The sequence below is a fragment of the Duganella sp. OV510 genome (genome assembly GCF_900100205.1).
GTDB lineage: Bacteria > Pseudomonadota > Gammaproteobacteria > Burkholderiales > Burkholderiaceae_D > Rugamonas.
The window spans coordinates 270284-284283 of the sequence record NZ_FNEQ01000008.1 but is presented as its reverse complement, the minus strand read 5'-3'; the positions used below and the strand labels follow the sequence as shown (position 1 = coordinate 284283).

The 14000-nt window shown below is 54.9% G+C and carries 9 protein-coding genes and 2 pseudogenes; 6 read left to right on the top strand and 5 right to left on the bottom strand.

What is annotated here, in order from left to right; translation table 11 throughout:
- The first annotated feature begins 17 nt into the window (after positions 1-17).
- The gene (locus tag BLS51_RS21450; RefSeq protein WP_175472647.1) at positions 18-692 is read left to right on the top strand and encodes an Hpt domain-containing protein; all 675 of its coding nucleotides are present in this window, start codon (positions 18-20) and stop codon (positions 690-692) included.
- A gap of 121 nt (positions 693-813) precedes the next feature.
- On the opposite strand, the pseudogene BLS51_RS29785 reads toward BLS51_RS21450, so the two are convergent.
- Together BLS51_RS29785 and BLS51_RS30650 are read right to left on the bottom strand one after the other, a co-directional pair.
- Positions 814-1035: pseudogene (locus BLS51_RS29785) on the bottom strand (ATP-binding protein); the annotation flags it as partial.
- A 252-nt stretch (positions 1036-1287) separates the two neighbouring features.
- Positions 1288-1395, bottom strand: a pseudogene (locus BLS51_RS30650) (helix-turn-helix domain-containing protein); the annotation flags it as partial.
- 482 nt (positions 1396-1877) lie between these two features.
- On the opposite strand from BLS51_RS30650, the gene BLS51_RS30645 reads away from it, so the two are divergent.
- Both BLS51_RS30645 and BLS51_RS21440 read left to right on the top strand, forming a co-directional pair.
- Positions 1878-1985 (top strand): hypothetical protein, encoded by a 108-nt coding sequence (locus tag BLS51_RS30645; protein ID WP_373994351.1) that lies wholly within the window; start codon positions 1878-1880, stop codon positions 1983-1985.
- Between the two features lie 336 nt (positions 1986-2321).
- Positions 2322-3605 carry an ATP-binding protein gene (locus BLS51_RS21440; protein ID WP_175472646.1) on the top strand — a complete coding sequence of 428 codons (1284 nt, stop codon included), beginning with the start codon at positions 2322-2324 and terminating at the stop codon, positions 3603-3605.
- Positions 3606-3840: 235 nt separating this feature from the next.
- Here BLS51_RS21440 and BLS51_RS21435 read toward each other — a convergent pair whose 3' ends face one another.
- The 3 genes from BLS51_RS21435 to BLS51_RS21425 are packed head-to-tail and all read right to left on the bottom strand — an operon-like array spanning position 3841 to position 6157.
- Complete coding sequence (locus BLS51_RS21435) at positions 3841-5403, bottom strand: IS66 family transposase (RefSeq protein WP_090188230.1); 1563 nt, start codon at positions 5401-5403, stop codon at positions 3841-3843.
- A 29-nt stretch (positions 5404-5432) separates the two neighbouring features.
- The gene (tnpB, locus tag BLS51_RS21430; RefSeq protein WP_373994350.1) at positions 5433-5747 is read right to left on the bottom strand and encodes an IS66 family insertion sequence element accessory protein TnpB; all 315 of its coding nucleotides are present in this window, start codon (positions 5745-5747) and stop codon (positions 5433-5435) included.
- A 29-nt stretch (positions 5748-5776) separates the two neighbouring features.
- The gene (locus BLS51_RS21425) at positions 5777-6157 is read right to left on the bottom strand and encodes a transposase (RefSeq protein WP_090188224.1); all 381 of its coding nucleotides are present in this window, start codon (positions 6155-6157) and stop codon (positions 5777-5779) included.
- A 10-nt stretch (positions 6158-6167) separates the two neighbouring features.
- On the opposite strand from BLS51_RS21425, the gene BLS51_RS21420 reads away from it, so the two are divergent.
- The 3 genes from BLS51_RS21420 to BLS51_RS21410 all read left to right on the top strand — a co-directional run bounded on the left by BLS51_RS21420 (position 6168) and on the right by BLS51_RS21410 (position 13548).
- Positions 6168-6500: a hypothetical protein gene (locus BLS51_RS21420; protein ID WP_139168755.1), complete on the top strand. Its 333-nt coding sequence runs from the start codon at positions 6168-6170 to the stop codon at positions 6498-6500.
- A 285-nt stretch (positions 6501-6785) separates the two neighbouring features.
- A complete protein-coding gene (locus BLS51_RS21415) occupies positions 6786-7817 on the top strand; it encodes a hypothetical protein (RefSeq protein WP_090188216.1) in 1032 nt (343 codons plus the stop codon).
- A gap of 358 nt (positions 7818-8175) precedes the next feature.
- On the top strand, positions 8176-13548 hold the full coding sequence (locus BLS51_RS21410; protein ID WP_139168754.1) for a hypothetical protein: 5373 nt from the start codon (positions 8176-8178) through the stop codon (positions 13546-13548).
- Positions 13549-14000: the final 452 nt, after the last annotated feature.

Here is a 14000-nt window from a genome sequence, read left to right as displayed (position 1 = left end):
ACGCGACGAGTGACCGCATGAGTCTGCCCGACACCATGTCCTCTGCAACTGCGACAGAGACAAACATGGTCATACCGGAACTTCCGAAGCTGGCAGGCGTAGACCTTTCCTGTGCATGCAAGCTCCTGGGTGGCAATCACGCGCTGCTGCTACGCACGGCGCAGGCCTTCCTGCGTGACTATGCGGCCGTGCCGCAGACTATTGCAGCTTTTCATCAGGCCGGCGACTACGCCGAAGTCGGCCGCATTGCGCATATGATAAAAGGTGCCGCGTCATACTTTTGTGCGCGCGGCCTGGCCGCCAGCGCAGCCGCGCTGGAGCAAACGACACACGCGGCCGCCGAAAAGGAGACTATCGCGCTGATGGCGGCTTTTTTGGCCGACATGGCGTTGGTGCTCGACGAGTTGTCATGTTTTGTCGCTTCACGATCCGAGGTATCCGCGCAAGATGCCGGGTCGAGCGATGTGGCATTAACGCTGGTGCTACGCATTGCGCCATTGCTAGAAAACGGCGATTATGCCGCCATCCCACTCCTGGAGAAGTTGGCCGACGCCCTGGAGGGCGAGCCGCCTGCCGCTAGCGCTACAGCGATCATCGACCGGTTTGAGGAACTCGATATCGACGGCGCGCTCAAGCTGTTGAGCAGCTTGTCGCAGACACTTCGTGCGTCCCGTTCTGAAGCCGTACGATGAGCAATGCCCAACCCTCTCAACGCCAAAGCCGCCTCGTAGGCGGCTATGTGTTAGTTTGCGTTTGATTCTGACCCGTGATTTGCATCGAATACTGACCCGCTCTTCGATTACCTCTTCGGGGTTATGTGGGGGCTAAGTTGTGAGTGACCTCCTTTCCTGCCTGTTGGGTTGAACTGTTCTTGAATCGATAGCTGTCGTTGCCGGTCTCGATGATGTGACAATGGTGGGTGAGGCGGTCGAGCAGCGCTGTCGTCATCTTGGCGTCGCCAAACACAGAACCCCATTCCGAGAATCCCAAGTTGGTCGTGATGACCAGGCTCGTTTTTTCATAGAGTTTGCTGATTGTTCGTTTGCTGGCCGGATTGACCCTCTCAGTTTGACCCTCCCTCCAGGTCCTCGCGAACGCCGCGACCCTGTCGTAGGACCCCTCGAATCCCAATTCCTTCAAGTCTTCATGGATCTGTTTCAGCGTGCGCCGCTGCTTGCGCGACTTGGCCGCCTCGGTCTTGAGGAGGGCTGAAAGTTGAAACGCGTATTTGTCGATGGCACGGGTGGATTTCCGCTCAGCGTAGGCTGGCTCTATGGTTTCCGAGCGCAGGTAGCGTCGGACGGTGTTTCTGGAGATGCCCAAACGCCTGGCGATCTCTCTCAATGGGACCTGGTCGCGAATGTGCCAGCGTCGAATAATGCCTAGTAATGCCACGTCGATCACTCCGATTCCCCACTCAAATTCGTGAGCAGGATTGTGTCTTAAACGTGGGTCAGATTCGTTTGCAAATTATGCGGCAAACTGGGTCATATTTCGCTGCAAATTAACATCTCCAACTTCCGCTAGTTCAAGTGAAGCCTGGCGCTGTCCGCGTGTGAGCCTGGCGTATAGGTATCGAACCTTGGCGCAAGCTCATCGCGTAACGCAAACATTATGTTCAAATGGCCCCGCGAACTCCCCGCTAGCCAGGCGCGACAATAATTCCGAAATCAACGGGGCTCGTGTCTATTGTTGTGCAGCCAGAATCGATCAAAACATCAGCACAAAGCGCTGCAATCCACTCTGAACTCCGCTCTGCTGCGCCTTTTACAAAAGCCTGCGTGCATGATCGGCCGTCACGCCGACACAGGATATGGCTGGCAGCAGATATCACGGACATGTGTGCCTGACCGAGCGGGTTCGCTCCCAAGCTAGGGATGGCGTTGAGCGAGGATCGATTCGACGGCCACTTGTTTCCGTTCCGAGGTCGGCGAAGCGCCATGATAAAGGTGCTGTGGTGGAGCGCGATGGACTGTGTCTACTGACCAAGCGCCTAGAACGGGCTGGTTCGACTGGCCGCAGCCCAATAGCGTGTGGCGCTGGCCCAGGCCCGACTGTCCCCGCTACTCAAAGGCTAGACTGGCGTCGGGATGACCTTAGCCGCCGTCATGCTGACGCTTCTGTGTGACCCGCTTACAAAGACACCCAATGAGAATAAGCGAAGGTGAATGAGCGAGGTTGCGAGCCGCTCGGAAACTCTTTGGAATTATATTTCCGGATATGTTCCCCACGGAAATCACTATGCCTGTATATTCCCAAAGTTGAGCAATGGAAAACTTCGTATGCTATATCCGATCATAACTGTGGCAGTTGGCACAGACATGGACATCATCGATGCGCGTAAGCGTGCGCGTCAGATTGCTCACGTGGTTGGTTTGTCGCAGAGTGATCAGTCACGCATTTCTACGGCCGTCTCGGAACTCACCCGCAATACTATCAAGCATCTTGGCACCGGTGCCGTGCATTTCGCGTTAGAGGACCTACTACTTCAGACTCTTCTGGTGTCAGTCGTGGAACCAGTTGCACAAGTTAGTGAACTTGATGACACGGTCGGTGTCCGGCGTTTGATCCATCAATGCGATGTGTTTACTGATAAAGAAGGCGCACGCATGATCGTTATGCGAATGCCATTGCCGCAAGATCGTCCACGCTTGACCCCACAAGCTATTGAAGACTTCGCCAGACAGCTTGAAGAGCTACCAAGCAACGTGTTGTTATCTGCTGTTCAAGATGCGAACAAAGAACTGACGAGCACGGTTGAAGCTCTGCGGGATGAACAGGACAAACTGATTTTGCAGGCTGAGACGCTAGAGTTGTCTCATACTGACATTCTGGCGCTGAACCTTAGTCTGGATAGAAGGGCCAACATCCTAGAACTTGCAGACGTACGCAAAGACGCGTTCCTTGCGATCCTTAGCCATGAGTTGCGTGGGCCGCTTTCTGCAGTCGGCATGGCGGCGCAGATGCTCGAATCGCCGACCTTGCCAACCAATCGTCACGACCAAATGACACAGATGATCTCGCGCCAAGTCATGCATATGACTCGCTTGGTGGAAGACCTGCTGGATGTCTCACGCATCAGCCAAGGTCTCATGTCTCTCAATATGATACGCGTCGACATGCGGGACGTTGTCCGGTACGCCATTGAGCAACAAACGAGCTCGGCCTCGAATAAGCAGCATGTTATCGAAGTAGTCATGCCTTCGGAAGCATGTATGGTCAACGGAGAATCAGTTCGCCTTGTGCAGGTCATCGGCAATCTGTTGGGCAACGCAATCCGCTACACCCAGAAAGGCGGCGCTATCCGCATATCGTTGGACTGCGCTGATGGGGAAGTAGTGGCAGTGATTACGGACAATGGCATCGGAATTGAGGCCGAAATGTTACCGCACCTATTCGATTTATATGTACAAGCTGAGCCTACCTCGGGACGCGGCAACAGCGGGCTCGGTCTTGGCTTAGCGCTCGTCAAAAGCCTTCTTGAGGCGCACGGCGGCTCTGTTGTCGTAGCAAGCGAAGGAAAAGGGCGCGGCAGTACCTTTACGGTAAGGCTCCCTCAAGCCGCTGCAATGACATTATCAAGCGGTAGCGCCACGTTAGCATAGAGGCCGCCACTTCAAGTAGCCCTTGGCACGATTGTTCGTTTGCTGGCCGGATTGGCGCTCCCAGTTTGACCCTCCCTGTAGGTCCTCGCGAACGGTGCCCCCTGTAGTAGGCCCTCGAATACCAATTCCTTCAAGTCCGCATGGACCTGTTTCAGCGTAAGCGTCTGCTCAAAGATGTCCTGAGTGGAGCGGCAATTTAATCGATGGTGGCATTACCACTGGGAAGCGCCTGATCTCAAAGAGCTGCTGGCAAGCTGCAGTTCCAGGGCAGGAAGTCATCGACCCGGTTGACGGGATGCTCGGCGATGTTGGCCAGCACATGGCGCAGCCAAGCTTCGGGGTCGACGCCGTTGAGCTTGGCCGTGCCGATCAACGAGTAGATCGCGGCGGCGCGCTCGCCGCCGCTGTCGGCGCCGGCGAACAGGTAGTTACGGCGGCCGATGGCAACGCCGCGCAAGGCCCGCTCAGCGGCCGAATTATCGATCTCGATGATGCCGTCGTCGCAGTAGCGCAGCAGCGCCGGCCACAGGTTGAGCGTGTACTGGATCGCCGCCGCCGTGTTCGACTTGCGCGACAGTTTTTCGAGCGTGGCGCGCAGCCAGTTGCCGAAGTCGTCGAGTAACGGGCATGCTCGCTGCTGGCGCACCAATTGCCGTTCGGCCGGTGGTTTGCCGCGAATCTCGGCTTCGATCATATACAGTTCGGCGATTCGTCGCAGCGCTTCGGTGGTGATGGCCGAGGGCCTAGCCACGTGCAGGTCGTAGAATTTTCTGCGTGCGTGCGCCCAGCAGGCTGCCTCCTGAATCATGCCGTCGACGTAAAGCGCGTTGAAACCTGCGTAGGCATCGGCCTGCAGCACGCCAATGAAGTTGGCCAAGTGGGTTTGCGGATGGATGCCTTTTCGGTCCGGCGTGTAGGCAAACCAGACGGCCGCCGGCGTGGCGTCGCCGGACGCGCTGTCGTCACGCACGTAGGTCCACAACCGTGCCGTCTTGGTCTTACCGTTGCCCGGCGCCAGTACGGGAATCGGCGTATCGTCGGCGTGCAGTTTACGACCGGCCAGCACATGGCGCCGGATCACGTCGACCAGGGGCCGCAGCAGCGCGCTGGCGGCGCCGACCCAGTTCGCCAACAGCGCGCGTTCCAGTTCGACGCCTTCGCGGGCATAGATCACCGACTGCCGGTACAGCGGGATGTGGTCAGCGAACTTGGCCACCAACACATGCGCCAGCAGGCCGGGGCCGGCGATGCCGCGCATGATCGGCCGGCTCGGTGCGTGCGCCTGCACGATGGTGTCGCAGCAGGCGCACGCCAGTTTCGGGCGCACGTGGCGGATCACGCGGAAGCTGGCCGGCACGAACTCGAGCTGCTCGGCCAAGTCCTCGCCCAAGTGGCGCAAGCCACCGCCGCAGGCCGGGCAGGCGTCGCCGGGCGGAAGATAGCGTTTCTCGTCGCGCGGCAGGTGGTCCGGCAATGGCTTGCGCGGCACCCGCTGACGTGGTGCAGGATCGGCCGCCGTCATGTCGCGCTCGGCCTCGGCGCAGGCGGCCTGCAGGTCCTCGAGCTGCAGTTCGAGCTGCTCGATCTGGTGGTCCAGCTTCTCGGACTTGCGGCCGAACTGCATGCGCCGCAACCGGGCGATCTGCAGCTTCAGATGCTCGATCTCGGCAGCGCGCGTGTTCAGCTGTGCTTCGAGTCCCGCGACGCGCTCGTCGCGCTGCTGAACACGACGTTCGCTCGCTAGCAGCAGCGCCTTCAAGGCGTCGATATCGTCGGGCAGGTCGGCGTGGTTGAGCATGGCCCGAGTTTACGCGAGCGGCCCGATGTTTACAAGGCCGACTGCGGCCGCCAGGTGCGCTCCGGCCGACGCCAGTCTATGCCTTCGAGCAGCATCGACAGCTGCGCCTGGGTTAGCGTCACGGCACCGTCGGCGGCCTGCGGCCAGATGAAGCGGCCGCGCTCAAGGCGTTTGGCCAGCAAGCACATGCCATCGCCGCTCCACCACAGCACCTTGACCATGTCGCCGCGCCGGCCACGGAATACGAATACGTGGCCGCTAAAGGGGTCTTCGGCCAACGCCGTTTGCACCTTCGCCGCCAAACCGTTCATGCCAGCGCGCATGTCGGTGATGCCGGCGGCCATCCAAATCCTCGTGCCTGCTGGCAGGCCGATCATGACAGCAGGCGGGCCAACAACAGCGTCAGCGTGGCTGCGTCGACCTGGCCCTCCAGCTGCAACTGGACCTGGCCCACGCTCAGTATGATGACGCCAGATGGACCGCTGGCGAGAGCTGCCGGCGCCGGCGGTGTATCGACTACCGTGACCGCCAACAACTGGCTCGGCGCATTGATTTCGGCGCCCGCCTCGGTACCGAAACGCTTTCGCCAAGTGAATAGCTGATTGGTATTGATCTTCAATTCGCGGGCGATCAACGACACCGATGCACCCGGGACCAAGGTACGCGCCACGGCGGCGCGCTTGAATGCCTCGCTATGTTGGCGATACGTGCCGCGCTTCGCCTTGCTGGTGACTGGTTGAATTATTGTGTCCATAAATAAATTTGTGGACACAACCAATTTGCGTCCCAAATTCAATCATGGCGACGCACTGCACTCAATGGAAGACGGCGCTGGCGAGACGCTTACGATGTTTTCGCGTATGCAATTAGAGCTTTTTCCGTTCGATCAGATTAGCCCGGTCGAGTTGGCGAATACCTTCAGGATTATCCGTAACAGCTACTGGCAGCTTAGAAATCTTCGTGGCGCGCGTTGGGGCGAAGCCAGGGCGCGCAAACAGTATCGGCTAGTGGCCGAACATAAAAAACGCCTGCTCATGGCAGGCGTATCAAAGCGCGAAATATTAGACTATCTAGCTTGCTGCAGCGCTCTTACCTAAAGTTGAGTACATCCTGACCGCGCTGCCGCGCTAGTAAACCTCATATTTCTCCAATCTATGCCTGCAAATTTAGGTGCATCTTATCGCCGGCCATCAGTACCCTCTGGAAAGGAATTACGCAATTGTGCGGTCAGCGCAAGTCACTGACGAAGCATACCTAAATGTGCGTACAGAGTGGCAAACTCACATAGTGATCAAGAAAAATTCCAAATTGTTTCCTTTTGGAAATTTTGATATCATGATTGAGTTCTCGTTAACGCACCAATGACACATATGAATGGAAGAATGCAAGTTGCGTGGCAATTTTTGGTGAAATATTTTCATGCGTTGTGGAAATTTTTCGCTGGAGGAGTGTTAGTACTTGGCGCGGTGGCAACTTTAACGGATCTGAAGACGGCAGATGTAACGATCGAAATAATGTCCGTGGCGACTGCAAGTTCTGAGCCTATAGACCTAATGCGTGTTTCCGATGTGTCCCATGTACGGGAGTTCATCGCGATGGGCGCGGGCTATTTTCCAGCGATGGACGTCGGTACAGCGCCGCCAGCGATGTCCGTTGAGGAAATTGACCGCCAGATGCAGATAGGCACAAATCGGATCAATATGCGTCGCGACGAACTCAACACCTTGATTCAAAAGCTGGAGGAGGCCACTTCTATGACCAACGGTGATCGCGAAGCTGTTCTTGACTCCATTGAGGAAGAAAACCCTTTCGTTCCTGCCATCGTGCTCCAGCGGGATGAACCAGAAGACGGCCGACGTCGCACGCCAATGTCGGCACGGCAGAGAATCGATGCGAGCGTCGAACGCATCCGTTCGAACATCGCGCAGCGAAAAAAATACCTACAAAGTACGATCGGGAAGATGATTTTGGCCGAGAAAGAATGGACAGCGTACAAAGATAAAATATTGCCGAACAAAGCCAAACTCATCATCACATGTGCAATCGGGAATCGTGGCTCCGGCGCTACTGCTTTGAAACCTCAGGGAATACTGCGCGCGAATTTGGGTGACGGGCATTATCTCGACCTACCCATGAAGTTAAGTGGATATGAAACATCGCAAGATTTGGGCGTGATGGCGCCGCACTCATTCAAGATTATTCGGCTGCAATCCGATGAGGTACAGTCTATGACTTCGGCTGATAGGCAGCGATATACACTTTTCCTCGGGAATATCTCGCCTGCAACGGTCTACATGACTGATGTGAACAACAAGGTATTCGCCTCTAACTCGGTTCCTTTCGCCCCAGGCGTTTATGAACAAAAGGTATTCGATAATCTGAAACATTTTGCCGCTGGGGTGACGCATAAGTGAACGAATTCTTTAGTAGCTTTGCCCAAGATGATTTTAGGTGCCGCCATCCGGCATTGATCTCTCCAGCAGTCCGCAGCGGATTTCCCCACGAATTTGCATTTGAATCTGACCTACGTTGGTAGCACAATTCCACCTGTCTTATCGGCAGGAGATCGGAGTGATCGACGTGGCATTACTAGGAATAATTCGACGCTGGCACCTTCGTGTCCAGATTACTCGCACAGCTTGCTTCTTTGCTCAAAGACGTCTGGGTTCAATTCGGCCGATATGTGACCAGTCAACAAATTTCGGTATGCGGGCGTATGTTGGGGGCATTAGATAGATTTTCGGCAACCCTTTTGCACTATAATCGGTTCCCATGAGCGAAGACGAAATTATCGGTAGTGCAGAGGTCCCTGGTTGGCCGTCAATTTACATTATCGGCTCTTTCGATAGTCGAATCACTTTCTTCTCGCAGCAGGCGCGAGGATTCAATCTTGCATATGCGCTAAAGCGCGCTGGTTACCTTAACGGCACACGTCGAGTTGCGGTAGTTGGTGCAGGAGCGGCCGGCCTATCAGCTTCGGCGGGACTAGCACTGCTTTTTCCACAATTGACGGTTGATGTGTTTGAGCGCGACGCGAGACCGTTGCACCTCCAGCGCGACTCCGCGCGCCGCAATTTGCACCCCCACATTTACGACTGGCCTTTAGAAGGGGCGGACAATCCATCGGCGGACTTACCCTATTTGGACTGGCTGGCAGGATCGGCATCGGATGTAGCCGAAGATGTGATTCAACAGTTCAATGCACTCAAAGCCTACTTGGGCAAGCGGCTAACGCTAAAGCACTCACACGAAATCTCCAAGATTGAATCTGTTGGGGAGGAGGGTTATCTCCTTTCGTACATTGATCCAGACAAGAAAAAAACGACCTCGTCGAGCTACCATGCTGTCGTGATAGCAATTGGCTTCGGTGGCGAAGCTGGTCTGGAGGGGGCAACCTCTCATTCTTATTGGTCTGATCGCGGCACGCCGGACGCTCCACGGTACGCAAATAGAGATACTGTTTATTTGATTTCTGGCTCCGGCGACGGTGCACTTATCGATCTGTGTGCGGCCGCAATACAGGACTTCAAACACAGTTCACTCATCGCGCAGGTGACAAACTGGGCGGGGATAAGTCCAATTCGTGCTGTGTTGCTGGACATTGATGACGAGGCTGAACGCCATGGCCGTGGCTTCGACTTTGTCGAAGCCTACGACGCCCGCATCAAGAGTCGCTTGGAGGAAATTGGCCTGATTAGGTACGTCGCCGACAATTTAAGAAAGCGGTCGCACATAATTTTCAACACACCACGCCAGCAACGACTGGAGCAGCCGACGGCTACGTTAAACCGCTTATTGGCGTATATCGTTTTCACCGCTGCTACCGAAAGTGGTCGACCGATTCAGCACTTGGTCGGCCGTTTGTCCACGATGCCTGGGCGGTTTGGCACCTTTTTGGTCGGCGGGGTTACCGAGGTCACTGCGGACGAGCTATTTATTCGGCACGGCGCTCAAAAGCTGAAGGCATTCGAACCTTTTGATTCGATCCGATTCGCATATCAAAACAGCCACAAGCAATGGCTCGGCGCTGTACCGACTCGCCGGGCGCCGCCAGGTTTAGGACATGATGTGGCCCAAGAGCTAGGGAATGCGCTTGAGACGTTCAGAGTTCCTCGCCTACGACCAACGGCCGACGAAGACCGTTCACCAGAGCCTGGATGGTCGTTAGAGAAAGCATTGGCTGAAAACAGGTTATGGCTAAATGAAGCTTTTTCCAACCGGAAGAAAGCCTCAATTCTTCTGCGTCAGCCGCTTTGTCCAGGAGATTTGGCCGCCCCCATTGCCACCCGCGAACGGACTGAATTGACTGCGTCGCTTGCGGCTAAGCTGGGTACTTCCAGCTCTGGATTTACGGCCATTACGGGAATCGAAGGTAATGGAAAGTCGTGGTTGGTTGCTCAAACTTGGCTCGCGTTAGAACTAAAGCCGCTGACTATATTCGTTACTGCGGAAAGTGTAGGTCCTTTCGGCGCAAACGTGCGCTCGCTACTCGCTACAAAACTCGCTGAGCAAACAAATCGAAATGGGGGTGACAAACACGTTGAGTATTGGTCCAATCAACTAGTGGAGTGGAGTCGGATTAAAAGAGGCCCACCATCAGGCCTGCTGGTTGTGCTGGACGGCTTGAATCAACGGCCCAATGACAGCTGGGCACAGATAATTGATTTGCTCTGCGCCGAACTGGAACAAATCGGTGGACGGCTAGTTATCACTTCGCGCAAGCACTACTTCCAGAATAGGGTGAGGCCCTCCCTAGTATCCTCCTACGCCGAAATCATAGTTCCAGAGTGGTCCAACACGGAGCGCGACGAGATACTGAATTCGCGAGGAATTGATGTGGGACAGTTGAATGATGACCTCATCAATTCTTTACGCAATCCACGTATGCTGGGGATTGCCCTTACGCTGCTTAATGAGAGTCAGCTAAAGACGCTGGAAGAGCTAAGCATCCCGCGATTGTTGTATGAACATGTCACGGCCGGACAGCGTGATGGGTACGGCGATTCGCCGATCGCGTTCAGACGTCGCTTAGGTGACGAAGCGACTGTGATTTTGCGGCGATTCAGTGAACAGCAACAGAATAACTTAAAAATATTCGACGGAGGGCTTGAGGCGGTTATAGATGGACGTTACTTCGTGCCGGTTCCGGGCGATGCGACCCGCTATACAGTAAATGAACATGGACTTGGTCTCGCACTTGGCCTAGCGATCATTGGCGCGCTTCGAGATGCGCTAGGCAACCAACACGATTTGGGCGAGACGATGTCCATACTGACCGAACCTATCGCGCAACTCGATCAGACGGCCGCTGCGATATTGGCTGCGCTAACAATTTCGTGTCTTGATGCTGAGATCCAACCTGAAATAGGTGTCGCGATATTGAACGCGTTTGCCGGAACGCAGAATCCGGATGAACAGTCCTTTGATGCATTTGCCGCGCTGGCACGCAACAGACCCGAAGTTTTCCTTGCCAGTGCTAAATCGCTGGCTCTCTCCGAGCACAGTGGAGCTAACTTCGACTGGATCAAGCTATCCATTAATTTGGCCAGAGAGGATTTCGCAGCGTGGGAGGAGATTGCGCGGGAGATCCAGCATTGGCTGGGAAGCGTTACGTTAGACATCGAACACAACGTCATAGCGGTAGGGCTTACTGAGGAACAGGTTTTAACCCGGAGGAGCGAGCTATCGGCTACCTTGCAATCCAATCTGGATAATCTTTCGCCAGCGGAGCGAACTGTCTTTGAGACGCTCCACGTAACCGAAGTTAAAGATCTTTCCAGGCTTAGACAGCTGGCGTTTGAACTGCTCGCTGGAATGCCACTTGCGCCGTTCTCAGATGCGATTGTCCAATGGTGTTTCGCTAGAAGTTTAAATGGGGGCTACCGAGAGCCAGCCAAACTTTTCAGTCAGCTTATTTGCTTTAATCGACGTGACTGGTCGCAAACACGCGAGGCATTAGTTCTCTCAAGCGCGGCCCTGAGGTCGAGCGCACTATCGAAAGTTGGTCGACGTGCTCTGATCGCGATTTTCACCGCGACGGGGGCAGCCGATGACGAGCGTTACGCGACAGTCTTGTTCAAGCCGCTAGTGAAGGATCAGCCGCCATTCAAAAGCTGGCGACGCAAGGAAGACTATTGCGTTACTGACCCTTGCGATCCTAATGCTACTAAGCCAGATAACGTAGCGGGTACCGTTTCAAACTATGCGGAGACTGATGTTACACAGCTCGTTCGCATGATGGGAACGCCTTCCACAGATACTGTGTTCATTGAAGCCCGGCCAGCGGTTGCACGCTATGCGCCGGATGTCGCCATAAGTCGTCAGCGCGCCTTGGCAAGCGATGTTCTTAAGCGTAGCGGCCTTCCACTCCGCCAAGGCATTGTCCAACTGGTTGAAAATTCCTCGTTACTTACCGATGATCAGGTAGAGGCGTTTGCTACCAGGCTGAGTGGCGGCGATGAAGATAAGGCCGTCTTACGGTCTCTTGGCGAAGACGAGTTAGTTTGGACTCTATTTCATATGGAGATGATCTTCCCACATATGGACGCCGATGACCAATTTGGTCTCCTACTAGGCAGGTATGATATCAGTCATATCTCTGATCGGTTGGTGGGAATGGTCAAACCTTTGGAACCTTCGAAGTTCGCCGACCAGCTAACTCGTGCTATCGCAAATAATGACGCTAACGCACAAGCGGTGGTGTTGCTGTTCTCTCCATTTCAACAAGCCGCGTTGACACGCGCCACTTTGGACTTGTTGCCGGCCTTGTTCGCTGGCGAAAGTGTGCTTGTGCGGGCGTTCGCTATGCGCATGGTTGCAGTATCCTGTGATATGGTGGCCCTACGCGAGACGTTGAACTGTTTACCTCCACATAATCTCGGACGAGAATGGTGCGATCGTCTCGAGCGACGATACACCTCGGCAGTTGTGCTTGATGCCTGTGCTCGGGGAGCTGCGTCGTGGCAGTCATTTAAACAGCGCATCGAGTGCATGCATCTTGGTGAACTCGCGTCACGGCTTGGCCCGGACGCGGGACGCTACGCAGCCAGTGTTATTGACGCCCTAATACAACGCGGCTTAGGTTTAGATCTGAATCTTGAGAGTCTTACTATCGCAGTCCACCAAGACAGAGTTCCTGAACTGCAACCGCAATCAATCAGCCTCAAGTTATTTGAACAGCCATCCAAGGATGACGATGAGGCCGCTTTCTCCCGTCAAATGCAAGGCGTGGACGATTTTGATGAAAATTGGAAAAAGCTGGAAGTTGCGTATGAGCGGATTCGAAACTATCTGGTCAGCGAAAACGCTGAAGAGCTGCTCAACCAGTTTGGCTTACAAGACCTCTCATCGATAGTCGCCGCTGACATAGAATCCGCTAAGCGATGGTGTGCCGTTATATCGCAGCCGCTGAAAGGACGACAGTTGACTGCGGTGCGCAACATTGGGTTGCTGCTGGCCCGGGAGATTGCAGCTCATATCCCTCAAATTGCCAGACAGGTCTTTGATAGACTAGATTCTACTCGTCCACTTGTCACGGTAGGATTTGGCCACGAGGATATCGAACTAGCTGCTATGGCGATATGGTCCGCGACTGATAAGTCGGAGCTTGACTCCCTGCGGTTCCACCGGCTGGATAACGCCGTGAATGACCAGGAACTCACAAAAGAAGTTTGGGCCGCAATATGGAGCGGAAGAGACAGCGTACTTCGCGATTACATCGAAGCACGCGTGATGTCCGCACATCCGGCTACCCAAGCTCGCGCAATCTTTGTGGCTGGACTAATAAATTGCAACCCACACACCGAACAAGTGCTGGAAAGATTCAAGGACGTGCCAGGAATCACAGGAAAGACTCATGCCGCCGCCCACATAGTCTACCAGCGAGCCCAGTGGGCTAAACACTGGTATGACGAAATGTGGACGTCCTCTGATCCAGAAAGCTTCTGGCGCGCGTCGGTACTTTTCTTACAAGTCACGGACGGAAGGATCACTCTGCTGAAACCAAATTATGAAGCTTCCGAAGTCTACCGTTTGCACTGGCCAAGCGTTGAACGCCAGCTATCAAATCGATTCCGAAAAATTCGAGACAAAGCAAAAGAACAGCTTTTCGGGGCCGAGGCTCCCTGGCGCGGATTTTTGATCTAAGGCGAGGAGGGCGCGCATCCTTCCGATCGGCGCGGTTCTAATGGCGAATAGGTAACAACGCAAGTGGATGCTGGCCAGATAGTCAGCATAAAATCCATCTTCAACCATTGACAGCGCATTTCCAACGAACTGCACGACGTCATCGCGGCTCGCATTTGTGGAATGGCCTTTCCGATAAGAATGCCAGTCTCCGACAAAGCCGACAATGGCCGCCGTGCTTGGCCTTCTTCGTGGGCGGTGAGGCTTTCGTGGGAGGGGCATGGTAATGTCCGATGCCGCGGCGCATTGCCGGCCAACAAATTCAACGCCGAATTTAGTTATTGTTCATCAACGTTCCAATTAGGGGAATAGTCAGCCGTATACGGGTAGAACAGGTGGCTCGTCTCTCCGCAAAATGCCGCGCGAATCGAGATAGGCGAAATCGCCGGCGTTGCTCTTGCGACCTTGTCGCC

Excerpts from the sequence above, each read along its gene's own strand:
- BLS51_RS21450 (WP_175472647.1), top strand. The coding sequence starts at position 18 with ATGAGTCTGCCCGACACCATGTCCTCTGCAACTGCGACAGAGACAAAC.
- BLS51_RS30645 (WP_373994351.1), top strand. The coding sequence starts at position 1,878 with ATGGCGTTGAGCGAGGATCGATTCGACGGCCACTTGTTTCCGTTCCGA.
- BLS51_RS21440 (WP_175472646.1), top strand. The coding sequence starts at position 2,322 with ATGGACATCATCGATGCGCGTAAGCGTGCGCGTCAGATTGCTCACGTG.
- BLS51_RS21435 (WP_090188230.1), bottom strand. The coding sequence starts at position 5,403 with ATGCTCAACCACGCCGACCTGCCCGACGATATCGACGCCTTGAAGGCG.
- tnpB (WP_373994350.1), bottom strand. The coding sequence starts at position 5,747 with ATGGCCGCCGGCATCACCGACATGCGCGCTGGCATGAACGGTTTGGCG.
- BLS51_RS21425 (WP_090188224.1), bottom strand. The coding sequence starts at position 6,157 with ATGGACACAATAATTCAACCAGTCACCAGCAAGGCGAAGCGCGGCACG.
- BLS51_RS21415 (WP_090188216.1), top strand. The coding sequence starts at position 6,786 with ATGCAAGTTGCGTGGCAATTTTTGGTGAAATATTTTCATGCGTTGTGG.
- BLS51_RS21410 (WP_139168754.1), top strand. The coding sequence starts at position 8,176 with ATGAGCGAAGACGAAATTATCGGTAGTGCAGAGGTCCCTGGTTGGCCG.